Here is a 16,634-nt window from a genome sequence, read left to right as displayed (position 1 = left end):
TATGATCCGACAGATCACAACTATCATTACGTTGGTCGCATCACTTGCGAGCGGCTCCGTCGCTTTCGCGCAAGATCAGGCGGCTAGTGCCGATGGTACCCAACAGACAGAACAGAACGGTGCACCTGCAGCACCACTGTGGCTGACCACTTGCTCCAATCAGCTGCAGACAGAACAGTTGCTATGCGAGGTCTCGCAAAGCATCGTTCTGCGGCAGGGCAATCAAAGCCAGCGCGTGGCAACCGCTTCGATCAATCGCGTTGCCGGTAAATCCGAAACGACTGCCGCCTTCACACTGCCATATGGGGTGAGCTTGCCAGAGCTTGTAAAGGTGCTGATTGATGACAAACAGGTAGGCACTCTGATATGGCAAAGCTGCGATGCAGGTGGATGCTATGCTGACGCCAAGGTGGATGCCGCTTGGCTCAAGGCATTGCGCGGTGGCAAGGTGATGACCGCCGCCTTTAAGGCACGCGATGGGCGCGATCTCTCTTTCGCCTTCCAACTTGCGGGTATATCTAAAGCAGAGGCCATGTTGCCTGCAGCACGCTGAAACTGAGTTTCTTTTAAAAGCCACGAAAGTTTTTCTTTCGCGGCTTTCTATTTTTACAAAAAGAAGTCAAAAAACAAAATTTCTAGTCTAAATCTCACCGCACAAAATCCATAACTGGCTTATAAGGATCGGAGAGTTGGCTCACAAAGCCCTTCATTTGACTGGAGATTCTTATGATAAAGCTTATCACGCTCACCTCGTTAGCCGTTACCTTGCTCTCTTCAACGGTTCTGGCTTCAAGCTCAGGCACCATCGACGCAATTACGTTGTCTTCTGGTGGCGTGGCAGAAATATCCAGAAAGCCTACAGTTTCCAACGATGGAATTGTCGAGATCGAAGTTCCTCTCAATCAGGTCGATGATGTACTCAAAAGCCTTGTCCTCAAAGGTGGGAAGGGTGCGATAAAGAGCATTTCTCTCGCTGGCCCAAATCCGCTTGAGGAGACTTTCCGACAGCTTCCATTTTCACCATCAAGCCTGTCCTCAATGTCTGCTTTCTTGTCTTCGATACCGGGAACGTCGGTTACAGTTTCGAGTGCTGGAAAAACCGTGAAGGGTAAAGTCCTGGGCGTTGAAGCTGTGGTCAAATCCGACGATGCAAAGTTTCATGTGCTGACCGTGCTTGATCAGGATGGGCAGATCCAGACCATCAAACTTGGCGAAGACTCGTCTCTAAGTGTCGATGACGCCGAGATGAAACTAAAGCTTACAAATGCCACAACAGCCTTGGGGCGTGGGAGCAATGATAGTGCTCGTGTCATTCGCATAACAGTCGGCGATCTTGCAGCGACGGATTCCCGGTTGGCTTATGTCGTTGCAGCTCCCATCTGGAAGACGGCTTATCGGATTTTAACGGAGCCAAATGGCAAAGCCCGACTTCAGGCCTGGGCTGTTGTTGAAAATGCAAGCGGCGAAGATTGGAAAGACGTCAAGCTGACGCTTACGTCTGCTGATCCTGTTACCCTGAAGCAGCGCCTGCACCAGATCTATTGGAAGGATAGGGCCGAGGTAATCGTAGACACGGCGACTAATAATGTTGTCGAGGCGGATACCGGAAATCTGGCGAATAGAGTGAGAGCCCGCCCCGCCGCGAGTGAGAAGGCCGCAGTCTTCGAGAGTGATGAACAAATGGCAGATGTGATGCGTGCCCCTGCGCCGGCCATTAGTAGCTACGGAGGTGGTTCAGCGACTGCAAATCCGAGTGGCGCCGTTGCTGCCGCCTCTGAGAATGACACCAGCGCAAGTTTTGAGCTTCCGGGCACATTTAGTCTGATCAATGGTGATAGCTTGTCTGTGCCGATCGCTGATGCGCAGATTGAAGCGGAAATGATCTCAATCTATCGAAACGGTAGCAGCAACGTTCATCCGGTTGCCGCGATTATGCTGAAAAATTCGACAGGCAACAGCATGCCGGGCGGTATCCTGACCGTTTACGACAGTGGTGCCGGTTATGTAGGAGATGCCCAGCTATTGAACATTCCAAAGGATGATACGAGAATTGCCGCTTTCGCGACAGATCGTAAGATGACGATTACTCAGGAGCAGGAACCAACGAGACAGATCACCGATATCAAAGTCGTGGATGGCATCGTTCGCATTTCGGAAAAAATGCGTGAAACTACGACGTATCGTATATCGGGTGCTCTTGATGCTGACAGGACGGTTATTATTGAACACCCTGTTCGGGTGGGTTGGTCATTTTCCGCTCAGGCCGACGACGGCAAGACAGTTTCCCACCACCGGTTGAAAGCCTCTGTCAAAGCTGGGGAAGAACAATCGGTTATCGCTGTGGATGAACAGCTTCGCAGCGAAAGTTTCGGGCTCATCGATGTCGATCCGACTGCGCTTTTAAGTTGGTCGTCCTCCGCCTCTGATAAGGGTGTTGCGGAAAAATTCAGCCAGCTTGCAAAAGTACGGCAACAGCAAATCGACAAGCAGCTCGAACTTCAAAGGTCTGAGGAGAAACTGCAGGATCTCCAAGGTGAGCAGGGACGTATTCGCGAAAACATCGCGGCCGTGCCTGAGAATAGCGACCTGAAAGCCAAATATCTCACGATGCTTGAGGAGAGTGAGAGCTCTATCTCAGAAGTGTCGAAAACAAGAGAAACAAGTAAAGTCGATATTGATCGCTTTGCCAAAGAAATCCGAGAGCAAATACGGAACTTCTAAAACGAGATGAGCGACACTTCCATCTCAGTGGGCGGACTGTTTCATGGACACCAATTTATTTGGTTGTCCGTGAAATGAAGGCGGTGAGTTACGTCTGAAAAAGATGCGGATTTAGAATGGCCCGTTAGAGCAAGCCCAGTTAAATTTGTTCGTTGGTTTCGACATAAATATTTGTTTTTAAGCATTATGTACCGCAAAAAGCTTCGTATTTTTGCTGAAATTTCTTTAATGTATATTCTGGCCATAGATTAGAAACGACACTACTGTGGTCAAAGTGCCAATAGCTGCGAGTAGATAAGCACGTCGCGAAAGCTGGCGTTTTTTATTCGTCAAGCCGATGACTGTCGTGGTCAGAGTCCACAAAACCAAAAACGCCAGAAGCAACAATGTGTAGACTGGCTTGGACAGATCGTATCCGCCTCCACCGATTGAGGAAGTTGCAGGTGGGGGTGGATTTAGCAGTAAGTTAAATCCACCTAAGACTAAAGCGAAGACAGCTACCCAAAAGAAAAATATACGATCCCTCAATTTTAGCTCCTGGCTGATGCTTAGGTTCGAAATAATCTGCCACTGAACTCTCATCCGGCAACGATAAGACTTTGTTGGCTTTTGATACGCCTACCGGTGTGTGGATAGCAATCGTTGATAATTTTGAGTTCAAAACGAAACTAATTCTGTTAGCGTGCGCTTGTATTAGTTTTGAAAATATTCTGCATCATACAGCGTTGGCATTCTTATGAATTGGTTTGGGTGGCCAGATGGTAGCATTGGTTTGGAACGGAAAGGATCCGACACCTCGGCTGTTTTGGACTTGTCCCGTTTTATTTCCGCCTCTTTAACTTTTTTCGGCGGTTATTTGTTCGAATTGAGCGGGCGATATTCCTCCGAGTGTCGAATGCCTTCTGCGTATGTTGTAAAATCCGTTGATGTATTTGAAAAGCGCATCTGTCAGCTGTTGACGTGTTTGCCAGGCATGTCGCCAAATCAGCTCCGCCTTCAGTGTTTTGAAGAATGTTTCTGACACAGCATTATCCCAGCAGTTTCCCTTTCCACTCATTGAGGCTTGGAATTTGAGCTGCCTCAGCCGCTTTTGATAGTCATGAGCACAGTATTGACTGCCTCGGTCTGTATGATGAATGCAGCCAGGCTTTGGATTGCGCAAAGCAATGGCTCTATTCAATGCCTGTAATGCAAGATCTTGTTTCAAACGATCGCTGACAGCCCAACCCACAACGCGCCGTGAATGAAGATCGATTATGGCAGCCAGATATAGCCATCCTTCGCGTATCCATAAGTAACTGATATCACCCGCCCATTTCTGATTAGGTTTGTCAGCTGAGAAATCCTGATCCAGCAAGTTCGGTGCTATATTAAAAGTATGGTTGCTGTCAGTTGTCACCTTATGCTTGCGGGTTCTAACCGCATAAATGTTGTTTTGGCGCATCAAACGCCCAACGCGGCGGTGCCCGACAGATAATCCAATATCCTGTAGTTCTTGCGTCATGCGGGGACGACCATAAGATTTAAGGCTAAGATGATATTGCTCTCGAATATGCGCGAGAAGCACCATATCCTGTCTTTGCCGCTTGCTTAATGGCCGTCTGCGCCAGGCACGATAACCGCGTGATGTAACGTCCATAATTTGGCACAGCCGGTGGACTGAAAACTGAGTATGGTGTTCTTCCACGAAAGCAAACCTCACTTGCTTTGGTTCGCAAAGAACACGGTTGCCTTTTTTAATACCTCCCTCTCCTCCAAAAGTAGGCGGTTCTCTTTACGCAAGCGTTCATTTTCTTTCGCCAAATCGATATCGTTAGCTGGAGGCATATCCGCGGGGCGAGAGCGCTGTATCCATTTGGATAGAGTAGAAAGACCAACGCCTAAATCGGTTGCTACCTGGCGGCGAGTAAGCCCGCTTGTGAGGGCAATGCGAACTGCTTCACGTCTGAAATCGTCAGTATGTAAGGCTGCCATAAATCTTCTCCTTAATGACCAATAGTCTATTTAAGGAGGCGGAATCAAACAGCGACAAGTCCAATTGTGAATGGCCACCAGCAGAGCCGTATCGCTGAGCTTTTACCTTGGAATCACTCGATTATAGAGCACACCAAGAGACAACAGTAGCGGGCCAGATGGCTGCGCACGAATGTACGCAGCCACGTTGTTCAGTGCAGTGAGACGCTTGCCGCAAGCCGCTCATCCTTGTCGTGCAGCGCGAAGCGGTCAATCATGTCAGCACTCGCCTCGTTGAAGCCGAGGACCTCGACCTCGTCGCCTGCCTGACGGAACTTCAATACGATCTTGTCCAACGCGCCAATTGCGGTGATGTCCCAGAGATGGGCCTTCGTGAGATCGATGATGATCCGCTTCCCCTTATCCGTGAAGTCGAACGCATGGATGAAGGCTTCCGCCGACGCAAAAAAGACCTGACCCTCGACGATATAGGTGACACTGTTTTGTTCGGCGTCCTCCAGGCGCGTGACCATGAACAGTCGCGCTACCTTGCCAGCAAAAAAGATGCCGGACAGCAGGACGCCAACGATCACGCCCTTTGCCAAATCATGCGTTGCGACGACGGTGATGACCGTCGCCAGCATAACCACGGAGGAAGGAAGCGGATGGCGTCTCAGGTCGAGGATCGACCGCCAGGAGAAAGTGCCAATGGAGACCATGATCATGACTGAGACCAGCGCCGCCATAGGGATGATGCGCACGAGATCGTTGAGGACGACGATGAGGAAGAGCAGGAATGCTCCGGCGACGAAGGTGGACAGCCGTCCACGGCCGCCCGAGGATACGTTGATCATCGATTGGCCGATCATCGCGCAGCCGCCCATACCGCCGATCAGCGCCGAGGCGATGTTGCCCGCGCCCTGACCAACGCATTCCTGACTCTTGTTGCTGGGCGTGTCAGTCATATCATCGACGATCTGCGCTGTCAGCAGCGATTCCAGCAGGCCGACGGCAGCGAGCGTCACTGAGTATGGGAAGATGATCTGCAGCGTCTCCCAGGTCAAAGGAACCTGCGGAAGCATCAGGAATGGGATCGAAGACGGAAGTTCGCCGAGGTCGCCGACGGTGCGTAGGTCCATGCCAAACCACCATGCCATGGCCGTGAGGACCGCGATGGCCACGAGCGGCGATGGGATCGCCTTGGTCACGTATGGAAAGAGGTAGATGATGGCGAGACCGCCCGCGATCATCACGTAGGTGAGCGTCGGGACGCCAATAAGTTCAGGCAACTGGGCCATGAAGATCAGGATCGCAAGTGCGTTGACGAAGCCTGTGATGACCGACCGTGAGACGAAGCGCATCACGCGGCCGAGCCTCAACCATCCCGCGACGATCTGGATGACGCCCATCAAGATGGTGGCGGCGAACAGATACTGAAGACCGTGCTCCTTGACCAACGAGATCATGACAACGGCGGTCGCGGCCGTGGCGGCGGAGATCATGCCCGGTCGGCCGCCGACGAAGGCTGCGACGCAGGCGATGGCGAAGGACGCGTAAAGGCCGACCTTGGGATCGACGCCCGCGATGACGGAGAACCCGATGGCTTCGGGGATGAGGGCGAGCGCCACGACGATGCCCGAGAGCACGTCGCCACGGATGTTGGAGAACCACTCCTGACGGTATTTTGAAAGAGTTCGCATTGATGATTTTTCACAGTTGATGCAACGAGCCGAGCGAAACTCGGTCCTCGAAATCGGAATAGGTTGCGTTGCTGTGTTGTCTGGCGGATCGGCGGCCAGAAGAGCCACCCGGAGTTTCACCGGGTCCTTGTGGGTGAGCTTAACTAGCTCACGCGGACCGCTTTTGCAATCATATCTCGCTCTGAACTCCCCAACATCACATAAGACGCTGTGGTCAAGGTGCGGACGGGACACCGCTTACTGTTGATCGCCAATGGTGGCAATAGTGGTTTTGAACGTGGCGCATTGAAATTCGGTCCACGTAAGGCGTGGAAGTCAGCCGCTATAGGTAAATTCAGTTATGACGATGTCGATGTAACTGCGTTTTATCTGCAGCCGAATGAATTACCGAGTAGCAGCAGCAATACGCAGCTTGTCGGCTCGGAGCTGCGTTACAATTGGTAACAAGGCAGTTTTGCTGGCATCACATACGGACATGTTCTGCACTCAAACTCCCTATACACCAAAGCTGCTCCCAATGGAATTGGGGCGCCAGAAATTCTGCCCGATGGCCGTGATGGGCTAAACTTTATCAATGCTTACGCGATTGGCAAGCCGTTGCCCAACACATTTGATAACCTGATTTGCCGGTGGCGAGTTTGCATACGAATGGAACGACCAGATCAATCTGTCCGCTTGGGCGGGTCGCGTTTATGTCGGTTATAATTTCACTGATCTGCCATGGTCGCCCGCTTTGGCATTCGCATATCAGACTTTTTTCGGCGATAATCCTGATACAGAAAAACTGGAGCGGTTTGATCCATTGTTCTATGAGGGTAATCCCAGCTCATGGTCGATCGGGTCAAAATCGTCGATGGTTTTTATCAACTCCAATGTGAATGCGTTTTTGGTCAGCTTGCGGGTGACGCCGACCAAACAGGATGCTTTTACCCTGCGCTATTCTCATATAACGCGCCAACCAGCTGCATAGTCCGATCCAGTTCGGACAAGGTACGCGCGTTGAAACAAATGACGGTGTGCCGAACTCTATCGCCGGTAAGTAGCTATCATCTGTCAGATGATGTGTTTCTGGAATATAATCGTACCATTAATGCCAACACTTATCTTACGGTTGGGGTTCGTGCGTCATTTCCCGGCGCAGGCATTGATTCAATGATCGATGCTAAAGCACCAATTTGGACTGGAGGATTTGCAAATGTTGTCGTCAACTACTAGTTCGCGGTGCCTTTCAAATAATATGGGCCGATCGGTGGTCAAACGTGCCTCACAAGTCCTACTTTTGGCTGCGGGAATGCTGGCCGGTTTTTCTCAGATGGCCTGGTCACAGGAGACAGATGCTATGTCAGCTAAAACTTCTGATCCCCGTGTACTTGGCTGGATGGAAGGATCGCCTCCTTCAGAGGATAAAATTATCCGCTTTTCCGATCCTGATTACTTCAGTTTCCCGAAATTGCGTTGGACCGTCTGCCACTTTCGTCAGTTAATGCCGACAGTAAATGTGAGCCGTGGCATCAGCTCGCCTGCTCGATTGGCGCAACAACCTGATCCAGCGATTGATGCGGTGACTTTCAGCCCTTTGGGCAGTGATAAAACAATGACATGGGCGCAGTCATTTGATGCGAATTACACCGATGGGATCGTTGTTCTACATAAAAGAGTAGTAGTGTATGAGCGTTATTCGGGATGTCTGGATGTTGCGGGCCAGCATGGAGCCATGTCCGTAACCAAATCGATTACTGGTTTGCTGAGTGAGATGTTGGTCGCAGATGGGACGCTCGACGAAACAGCCGAAGTTAGCAGCCTTGTGCCAGAGCTTGCAAAAAGTGCATTCGGAGATGCGACTGTCCGGCAAGTCCTGGATATGACCACGGGTCTGGATTACAGCGAAGATTATAGCGATCCGAACGCCGATGTCTGGATATATTCTGCAGCTGGCAATCCTTTGCCGAAGCCTGATAATTACACCGGACCGCGTACCTATTTCGACTATTTGAAGACTGTCCGTAAGCAGGGCGAGCACGGAGAGACGTTTGGCTATCGGACGATTAATTCTGACGCGCTTGGCTGGATTATCGCGCGTGTTACCGGGAAATCTGTAGCAACCCTATTGTCAGAACGCATATGGAGCAAATTGGCCACTGAGCAGGATGCATATTATACGGTCGATTCAATCGGCACTCCTTTTGCTGGCGGTGGTTTCAACGTCGGGTTACGCGATATGGCTCGTTTGGGACAGCTCTTGCTCAATGATGGTGTGATCAACGGCGAGCGTCTTATACCTGCTGCTGCTATTGCAAGCATCAAGGGCGGCGGCGATAAGAAGGCATTTGAAAAAGCTGGATACAAGCTGCTGTCAGGTTGGAGCTATCGCGGCATGTGGTGGGTTTCCCATAATGCGGATGGGGCTTTTATGGCGCGCGGAGTGCATGGGCAGGCACTCTATATTGATCCCCAAGCCGAAATGGTGATTGCTCGTTTTGCCTCGCATCCACAGGCGGGCAACGCGTATAATGATCCAACATCGCTACCAGCCTATCAGGCGATAGCAGATTATCTGATGCAAAAGCCCGCACCTTGAGACAGAACCGGCTGATGCGCCACGCTCAGCCGGATCAAGTGAGTAAGTATGGTCGCACGAGACCCTGTCACAATGATCAGCTATATTGTTCGGCTTCGCGATGGATAACGGAGTTCATTCCATTGGAAAGAATGTCAGTCAGCATAGCGTGGAGTGCAGAGCCGAAAGCACCATCGGTCAAAGCGGCTGGAAGGATGCCAGGGCAAACACCGGCCACCGCATGAATTATATCGCCCGGTGTTTCGGCGTCTTTTAGTGCAGCCTGAAGCTCTGTGGTTTTTGGGTCGTTCAGCGGTAGAGGCCGGTCGTCGTGATCCTTTTGAACGAGAAAAGCAAGCCAAGCCGCCAACGCAAACGCAAAGGGACGTACCGATCCACCAGCAGCAATGGTCTCTAAAGCTGATGCTGTTATGCGTTGAGGAAGCTTTTGGGTGCCATCCATTGCGATCTGCGCTGTAGCATGCTCAATCGCTGGATTCGAAAATCGTTCGGCCAAGGCAGATGCATAGCCATCGAGATCAATAGCTAAGCCCTTCACAGTTGCCGCAGCTGCAGCAAGATGACGCCGAACGAGGGCAGCATGATCAGGGTCCGCCATGACATCGCGTACAAATGTTTTGCCTGACAACTGCCCACTATAAGCCAGCATGGAATGTCCTCCATTCAGCATCCGAAGTTTCATGCGTTCATACGGAGTAACGTCATTGACAAACAAGGCGCCTGCGCATTCCCATTCTGGTCGTCCGGCGCAGAATTGATCCTCCATGACCCATTGAGTGAACGGTTCGGTTTCGACCGCTGCTTGATCTTCTCGTCCTGTCAGTGCTGCTGCAAGTCTGGTAGTAGCGGCATTTGATGCTGGAGTGATGCGATCCACCATGGATGATGGAAATCTGACAGTGCTTTCTATCCAACTGGAAAGCTGCTCTCCATGAGCTTCCCGCGCAAAAGTCAGCGTTGCGTTGTGCAGTTTCTGGCCATTATGAGATAGGTTATCGCAACTTAGCACTGTAAACGGCGAGTGTCCCAACGCTATTCTGCGGGCGAGTGCAGCGACAATCAGGCCGATCACTCCAGTAGGCCTTTCAGGATGTATAAGATCAGCGACGACTGCGGGATGACTGCGATCGAGTTGGCGCTGAAAACCCACTCCCTGCCGGCAACAATAACGTGCCGGAGCCTGCGAACGACAAATGCGTCTATCGGTTAGTCGAAGCTGCTGGACGACGAAATTCCGTTTTGAGTGCTTGGATCAAGCTGCTCAGTTTCTTGCAGGTGAGAGTCCTGCCACAGTAGGAGGTTAGTTGACTGTGTAGCTATGGCGTACGTGTGGATGGTGACTGAAACGCGGGAACGACGCCGGACAAAGGTAGCCCCCGACCCAGACCGTGGGTGCCCGCAAGCATACAGCCCGTAACGAAAGTGAACCTTCATAAGCCTCGTCAATTTCAGCCGTACAGCAATACTGGGAGAGTGCGGTGTAGGGTGGTTCCGTCGAGCCTTTAGAATGGGGGCGAAGACCAGTGAATGCCGGTGGATGAACTGACCAAGTGAAACCGGCATTGGAACTCGGGGTATAGAGGATGGGATGTATGCACAGAACTGAGCGGAACCAAGGAGACCTTCCCCTGTCGCAGCTTAACCTGCTGCGTAACTGAAAGTATAAGGCAAGCACCGAAATCTGGACGGATGCAGGGACAAGGAGTCGGAGGAGGTCATAGTACTGATGATGGACAGGGCAACAAAACCTGACCGGAGGGAAGGACCTCTACTTCTGCCACGGAAGCCGATGTAGGAGGCACTGTGTGATTGCGAAAGCTCAAAACACACCGTTAGAAAAAGTGCGAGAACTGCAACGGCCACTATACCGAGCAGCCAAGGCGAATCCGACGCGGAAATTCGGAGTGCTCTATGACAAGGTGCGCCGGGAAGATGTCCTTGCGCTCGCCTACAGACAGGTCAAGGCTAATGGCGGTGCCCCTGGCATCGACAAACAGACCTTCGATATGATCGAAGGAAAGATCGGCCTTTAGCGGTTCCTCGGTGGGATACAGGGAAAACTTCAGGCGAAGCGCTATCGGCCCCAGCCGGTTCGACGGGTTTATATCCCGAAGGCCGATGGATCGAAGCGTCCGCTTGGCATTCCAGTCATAGAAGATCGTGTCATACAGGCAGCAGTGAAGATCGTCATCGAACCGTTGTTCGAGGCGGACTTCAAGGATTTTTCGTATGGGTTTCGGCCTCGTAAGAGCGCCCTTCATGCCCTGCGGGAGATCTACAAATGGATCAACTTTGGTTGCGTCCATGTCGTCGATGCGGATTTGAAATCATACTTTGATACGATTCCGCACGACAAACTGCTGATCTCTGTGCGGTCGCGGGTCATCGATCGGTCAGTTATGAAACTGATCTCGATGTGGCTCGACGCCGGTGTGATGGAAGATATGCAGGTGCGCAAGGAAACGACCGGAACGCCGCAAGGCGGGGTCATTTCTCCGTTGCTTGCCAACCTCTATCTGCACTGGCTGGACCGATATTGGGAGAAAATGGCTTTCGGTAGCAGGGCGCATGATGCTCACATCGTGCGATATGCTGACGATTTTGTCATTCTGTGCGGAAAAGCGCCAGAAACCTACCTGTCCGAGGCCAAGAAGGTTCTCGACCGGCTGGGCCTGACGCTCAACGAGCAGAAAACACGGATAGTCAATGTCCGCGAAGAACCGTTCGACTTCCTCGGCCACCGCTTTGCGGTGCAGCCGTCTAAGCGCTCAGGTGAAGCAAAGACATATTATTATCCCGCTCCCAAGGCGATGGCATCAGTCAAGAAGAAGATCAGGGAAATTGTCCGCACAGGGCAACACCGCGATCTGCCCTTACTTATCAAAGACCAGATCAATCCTGTTCTGCGAGGATGGGGAAACTACTTCAAGACTGGTAATTCTCGAATGCATTTCAAGAGCATCGCTAATTACACGATGTGGACACTTTGCATCATGCTGAGGAAGAAGCACAAGAAACGGACAAAGGGATGGAGGGACCATCCGCCGTCATGGTTCTACGACTACCATGGACTATTCAAGCTTAACGGCTTGGTGGTCAAGGGAGAAGAGAACAACCGGTATGCCCGAACTGTGCCGTCATAAAGCTGCCGGAAGAAGGCAGTCGGAAAGCCGTGTGCGGGAAAACTGCACGCACGGTTTGACGAGAGGTTGCTGTGGAGATGACTTCAAATCAGTGACCTACTCTACGATGAACGCCGAGAATATCGGCCTAAAAATTAACAAAGCCCGCTGCACTGGGAGGAGGAATGTGCAGCGGGCTGATCTGTAAAGCGCGACTGGGAGGAGGAGTGCCGCGCTCGGGTTCAGCCTCTGGGAGGAGGAGTGAGACTGAACAATCTGAAAATAGGTAATGGTTGGATGATTACAATGTGCAATGTTGCACATTTGACATGCAGTGAGTGCATAGGCCTTGAAATGGAAAGTCGCCCGGCGGCTCAAAAGCGCGCGCAGGCGATCTTATCCTCCCAGACGGATTTCATCTAGAAGTATTTAATTAGTAAATCAAGAGGTACATAACAGCATTAATTTGGTAAGATTATGAATATTCTTGGAAGTTCAAATGTTTGCGTCCACTATCCTTGGAAAAAGTCCCGTATCGCGTTTTGGGGCGGGGGGCTCGGGTGCGCGATACGGGGAGCATATTTCCAAAGGAGGTCAATGCAATGTCGAAGTTACAAAATAAATCCTAGAAAAAAATAGAACAAATGTAACGGTTGCCAACATAGGTTGATACAACCGAATATTTGTAAGCGTTTGCTGGAGAGCAGCTGTTGCGGAACATCATTGAGAATGAGGTAGGATGGGCTATTGCTGAAAATGCTGGGCGTTCGAAACCATGATCAATGGGGCCCTGTGATGATGCAGATACATCTTCAAGCGCGATCATCTGCGCCGTACCCCAAGCGAAGGGCTTTCCACTGGATGACCTGACTTTCGTGGTTCACCTGCTCGGCAACCGGTCGCAGTGATAGCATCCTCACGAAAGTATCGAATAGAGAGTTAATGACGAACGCTCGTTCGACATCTAAATATCGAGGGCGTCTCGAAGCAATTAACGAGGATCGCTTGCCCGCCTTCGCGACTGGCACACCAAGCCTGCGGGCCCCAACGATGCCGGTCCTAAGCGCACAACAAAGGACAAGCGCTGCCGGTCCTATGCTTGTTGAGTTGTGACGCGTTTCGAGAACGACGGTAGTTTCCATTCTTATGTCGAGAACGTGTCTCAAAATACCAGTTCACGAACCGTCAAAGCATATGGCAAATCGGACCCGATGCGGTCAGCGCGGATAGTAAACAGGCTTCCAGGCGTGGGTTAGTACGATAGAAACTCAGGCGCCCCGAAGGGTGCCTGAAATGCAAACCCCGACGGGCGGGTCCCCGGCGAGGTCGTTCAGTTGCGTTTAGAAACCCAACAAGTGGCTAAACGTTAAAGACCAGCAGGAACGGTGCCGCCGTTATCTTTTAGTTTTTGGATCACTTCTTTATGGAGCCAAACATTCATCGTGGCCGAATCTGAAACGTCGCCTGTGTAACCGAGTTCTTTCGCAAGCTCTTTGCGGTGTTCAAGACTGCTGTCTAGGCCCAGCGCCTTCATCAAATCAACGATCGATGTTTTCCAGTTTAGTTTCTGGCCATTCGTGGCGACTGCTGCATCTAGCACCGCGCCAACGTCAACGGCAGCTGAACTGTCCGCGGCAGTGACGGGTGTAGCTTGTGTAGAAGAAGCCGTCGGCGTATCAGCAGACGGTGAGCCTGTTTCTATTGTGGCAGGTTCCGGTGTCGCGGCTTGAGCTTCACCCCAAATTGCGCTTTTGATTTTGTCGAAAATACCCATCGATAACTCCTTCTATAGAGATGCAATAGCTTCCCTAAGTAATAACAGACCAAAGCCGATTTAATTCTTACTCAAGATTAAAGATAGTGTCATTATGTTCGAACTACCGTCAAGTGGCCGCTTCGTGCCATCCTATCCGTTGCCTAATAATCCGATCAGTCAGACGAAATTCGGCGGCCCGGTTATATCGACGGTCGAGTTCGTTGATCCGTATCGAACCGTTGATGTGGAAGCACTGCCGATGAAGGCCAGCGAGGCTGTTCAGCTCGAAGCAGGACGTGTACATGTCGGTAACCGTAACGCACATGGGTCTCACAAATCTCTTTGATCCATTTTTCAACAGCGGCCTGCACAGTTTATTGCATCAGGCGGCGGGACTTGTAATTGATGGTTGATCTGTCGAGGCTGAGCGCCAAGCAAGTACGCCGGATCGATATTCCCCAGTCAACAAGCATTCCCGCCACCAGATCACGTTTCCGAGCAGGCCTTAAAGTTTTCGGCGTATGACGTCCTGCAACATCTCGCGGTCAAGCGTTAGATCTGCAACAATCTTCTTCAGACGGCTGTTCTCGTCTTCCAAAACACGCAGCCGCCGCATCTCATCAGGCAGAAGACCTGCGTATTTCTTCTTCCAATTGAAATACGTCGCTTGGCTGATCCCGCTCTTGCGACAGATCTCTCTTACCGGCACCCCATCATCCCCCTGCTTGAGAATAAACACCTTCTGGGCATCCGAAAACTTCGATGCTTTCATGCTTTCCACTCCTTCTCCAGTCAGGAAAATAGCGGGGAAAACTCTAATCATACACGGACCAGTTTGAAGAGGTCAGAGCAATTTTTATGTGATAGTTTCGTTCTGATGTGAAATATAAGTTAGCGCTATAAGCCGATTTCCTTTCGCATGGCCTCTAACCGTTCCATGGCAATAACGCCGTCTATAATGTTTGGTGCTGGTGTTTTATCCCCCATGAGTGCCGGAACGACATCGGCCAGTAGCGAATGATAGCCCTTCGGATCTTCATTTGCAGCTGCGGTGAAGTTAGGCTTCCAAGTCAGCGTATCGCACTCGCCTGATAGCATTGCTTTCGGGTCGTCGATCTTGAACGCAGGATTTCGGTGCCAGCGCACATCTATGACATCATCGATTTCGATGCGCTGGTGATCTCCCATCAGCTCAATACGCTCGACGGGTGTGCCGCGCGATTGCATCGTTCCCATAGCAATGGTGCCGATAGCCCCACATTCAAAGTCAAATGCTGCATGGATCAGCAGCTTTCCCGGTTCTTTTTCGACTTTCTTCGCTGTCAGTTTTCGAACAGGCGAAACCAAGTGGGAAACGAGGTCCATATAGTGGACGCAGTGGTGTAGGAAGAAGCCGGTGTAATCGACGTTCCCCGCAAAATAGCCGGGAGCCGTCATATAATAGCCAGTTAGGCCCAAAACATCACCGAATTGGCCTGATTTTATGATATTTGCAGCGATTTTGTTGCCGACAGAATAGCGCTTCATGAAGCCCAGCAGAAGCGGTTTCTTGGATTTTTCAGAAGCTTTGAGAAGTTCACGCGCGCCTTCGGCTGATCCAGAAGGTGGCTTTTCCATGAATACAGGCAGGCCGCGTTCCAGTGCGGCTTTACCAAAGGCAAGGTGCTGATCAGGGCCGACAGCCATGCCAATGGCGTCAAGACCGGATGTATTGAGCAGGGTTTCGACATCACTGGTAAGTGCACGTACGCCGAATTGTCTTCCGGCATTAGCCAGCCGTGCCGGGTCGACATCGCAAAGTGCGGCAATCTCCACGTCATAGCGAACGAGCTGTGGAAGCAACATCTGGGTCGCGTGTATACCGCAACCAATCCAACCAATTTTGAGTGTCATCGACGATATTCCGTGAGAAGGAGGTGGCTTTTCATGAAGGTGGTGCTGGCCGACAGACGATCACTTTCATCCTCGTGTGGCGCTCTCCATTGGGCAAAAGGAACGCCAAAACGATCATCCTGACGGCGGAATGGTTCAAGCGAAATTGGACCTGTGTAACCGATCTCGTGTAGTGCACGACAAACCCCTACCCAGTCTGTTGCGCCCGTGCCGGGAAAGCCACGGTGGTTTTCGTTGGCTTGAAAATGCACAACCAGATCGCCGGCAAGCCTGATGGCTTCTGGAATTGAGCTTTCCTCCATGTGCATATGGAAGGTGTCGAGCATCAGTTTTATCGCTGGTTGATCAACCGCGTCCAGCAATTCGATTGCCTGCTGCGTAGTGCAAAGGACATCGCTTTCAAACCGGTTGAGCGGTTCGACTGCGAGTACAACATCGCTTCCCTGAGCATACTCTCCAGCAATTTTCAGGGCTTTTACGCAGTTATCTTTGCGGCGCAAGCGTTCAACTTCTGAAACGGGCTGAGGAGGGCGGCCAGCAAAGACGAGGGGATTCCCGGTCAGAGGCCCGCCGACAACCTGCGCGCCAAGTGCATCAGCGCAATCAACCGTGTATTTGAGGTAGTCTACGCCACCGTGATAGGCATTTTGGTCAGCAGACGAGATGTTACGTTCAAGATTGACGCGCGCTGCAAGCACGACGCCAAGTCCTGCGTCATCTAGTGCTTTGCGTGTTTCTTTCAGGTCGAGTTCGCCGGGTTCAGGCACCAGCAACTCAACAAACTCAAATCCGTGTTCACGCATTTTAGGGAAAAGCGGAAAATGTTCGGCCGCAAAAGGACGCGCATATTGCATTGAAATCAACCCGATGGGGTTCATGTTTTTTCCTCGATTGCTTGAAGAATAATTGGG

Annotated in this window: 14 protein-coding genes, 1 pseudogene and 1 other annotated feature; of the genes and pseudogenes, 8 read left to right on the top strand and 7 right to left on the bottom strand. The window is 51.4% G+C overall.

Translation table 11 applies throughout. The annotated features are described in order from the left end of the window. Position 1 precedes the first annotated feature (1 nt). The gene (locus CES85_RS03525) at positions 2-553 is read left to right on the top strand and encodes an invasion associated locus B family protein (RefSeq protein WP_095444664.1); all 552 of its coding nucleotides are present in this window, start codon (positions 2-4) and stop codon (positions 551-553) included. Between the two features lie 173 nt (positions 554-726). Next, complete coding sequence (locus CES85_RS03520; protein WP_095444663.1) at positions 727-2,721, top strand: DUF4139 domain-containing protein; 1,995 nt, start codon at positions 727-729, stop codon at positions 2,719-2,721. A gap of 835 nt (positions 2,722-3,556) precedes the next feature. Here CES85_RS03520 and CES85_RS03510 read toward each other — a convergent pair. Both CES85_RS03510 and CES85_RS03505 read right to left on the bottom strand, forming a co-directional pair. After that, positions 3,557-4,695, bottom strand: a protein-coding gene (locus CES85_RS03510; RefSeq protein WP_095444661.1) for an IS3 family transposase whose coding sequence is annotated in 2 segments (ribosomal slippage) — positions 3,557-4,452 and positions 4,452-4,695 — 1,140 coding nt in all. Because the reading frame shifts where the segments join, the coding sequence is not laid out codon by codon here. 191 nt (positions 4,696-4,886) lie between these two features. Further along, on the bottom strand, positions 4,887-6,374 hold the full coding sequence (locus tag CES85_RS03505) for a SulP family inorganic anion transporter (protein ID WP_095444660.1): 1,488 nt from the start codon (positions 6,372-6,374) through the stop codon (positions 4,887-4,889). 74 nt (positions 6,375-6,448) lie between these two features. Continuing rightward, positions 6,449-6,504 (bottom strand) — a sequence feature (sul1 is cis-regulatory element that is thought to sense ions involved in sulfur or methionine metabolism; They are found in Alphaproteobacteria). 113 nt (positions 6,505-6,617) lie between these two features. Between CES85_RS03505 and CES85_RS03500 the strand changes: the two genes are divergently transcribed. From CES85_RS03500 to CES85_RS03485, 3 genes are all read left to right on the top strand, one after another. Continuing rightward, positions 6,618-6,818: a hypothetical protein gene (locus tag CES85_RS03500; protein ID WP_095444659.1), complete on the top strand. Its 201-nt coding sequence runs from the start codon at positions 6,618-6,620 to the stop codon at positions 6,816-6,818. Positions 6,819-7,035: 217 nt separating this feature from the next. Beyond that, positions 7,036-7,344, top strand: coding sequence for an alginate export family protein (locus tag CES85_RS28220; RefSeq protein WP_157743447.1), 309 nt, complete (start codon positions 7,036-7,038; stop codon positions 7,342-7,344). 369 nt (positions 7,345-7,713) lie between these two features. Then, positions 7,714-8,952 carry a serine hydrolase domain-containing protein gene (locus CES85_RS03485; RefSeq protein WP_095445679.1) on the top strand — a complete coding sequence of 413 codons (1,239 nt, stop codon included), beginning with the start codon at positions 7,714-7,716 and terminating at the stop codon, positions 8,950-8,952. A gap of 76 nt (positions 8,953-9,028) precedes the next feature. On the opposite strand, the gene CES85_RS03480 is transcribed toward CES85_RS03485, so the two are convergent. Next, positions 9,029-10,102 (bottom strand): mannitol dehydrogenase family protein, encoded by a 1,074-nt coding sequence (locus CES85_RS03480; RefSeq protein ID WP_244923212.1) that lies wholly within the window; start codon positions 10,100-10,102, stop codon positions 9,029-9,031. A 754-nt stretch (positions 10,103-10,856) separates the two neighbouring features. Between CES85_RS03480 and CES85_RS28065 the strand changes: the two genes are divergently transcribed. Then, complete coding sequence (locus CES85_RS28065) at positions 10,857-10,985, top strand: hypothetical protein (protein ID WP_280523381.1); 129 nt, start codon at positions 10,857-10,859, stop codon at positions 10,983-10,985. Positions 10,986-11,000: 15 nt separating this feature from the next. Beyond that, positions 11,001-12,095, top strand: coding sequence for a group II intron reverse transcriptase/maturase (gene ltrA / locus CES85_RS03475; protein ID WP_208636286.1), 1,095 nt, complete (start codon positions 11,001-11,003; stop codon positions 12,093-12,095). A 1,345-nt stretch (positions 12,096-13,440) separates the two neighbouring features. On the opposite strand, the gene CES85_RS03460 is transcribed toward ltrA, so the two are convergent. Continuing rightward, entirely contained in the window at positions 13,441-13,848 is a 408-nt protein-coding gene (locus tag CES85_RS03460; RefSeq protein ID WP_095444653.1) for a DUF3597 domain-containing protein, read from the bottom strand. A gap of 94 nt (positions 13,849-13,942) precedes the next feature. Between CES85_RS03460 and CES85_RS27380 the strand changes: the two genes are divergently transcribed. Further along, positions 13,943-14,176, top strand: a complete 234-nt coding sequence (locus CES85_RS27380) for a hypothetical protein (RefSeq protein ID WP_167388235.1) — start codon at positions 13,943-13,945, stop codon at positions 14,174-14,176. Here CES85_RS27380 and CES85_RS03455 read toward each other — a convergent pair. The 3 genes and pseudogenes from CES85_RS03455 to CES85_RS03445 form a co-directional block, all read right to left on the bottom strand. After that, positions 14,109-14,602 (bottom strand): annotated as a pseudogene (locus tag CES85_RS03455) (transposase); the annotation flags it as partial. The gene CES85_RS27380 and the pseudogene CES85_RS03455 overlap by 68 nt on opposite strands. 125 nt (positions 14,603-14,727) lie before the next feature. Then, positions 14,728-15,723, bottom strand: coding sequence for a Gfo/Idh/MocA family protein (locus CES85_RS03450; RefSeq protein WP_095444652.1), 996 nt, complete (start codon positions 15,721-15,723; stop codon positions 14,728-14,730). Beyond that, the gene (locus tag CES85_RS03445) at positions 15,720-16,601 is read right to left on the bottom strand and encodes a sugar phosphate isomerase/epimerase family protein (protein WP_095444651.1); all 882 of its coding nucleotides are present in this window, start codon (positions 16,599-16,601) and stop codon (positions 15,720-15,722) included. Before CES85_RS03445 ends, CES85_RS03450 begins: the two co-directional genes overlap by 4 nt. Positions 16,602-16,634: the final 33 nt, after the last annotated feature.

It is taken from the genome of Ochrobactrum quorumnocens (assembly GCF_002278035.1).
GTDB classification, from domain to species: domain Bacteria; phylum Pseudomonadota; class Alphaproteobacteria; order Rhizobiales; family Rhizobiaceae; genus Brucella; species Brucella quorumnocens.
The sequence above is the reverse complement of the archived record's forward strand: the minus strand, read 5'-3'. Positions and strand labels throughout refer to the sequence as shown.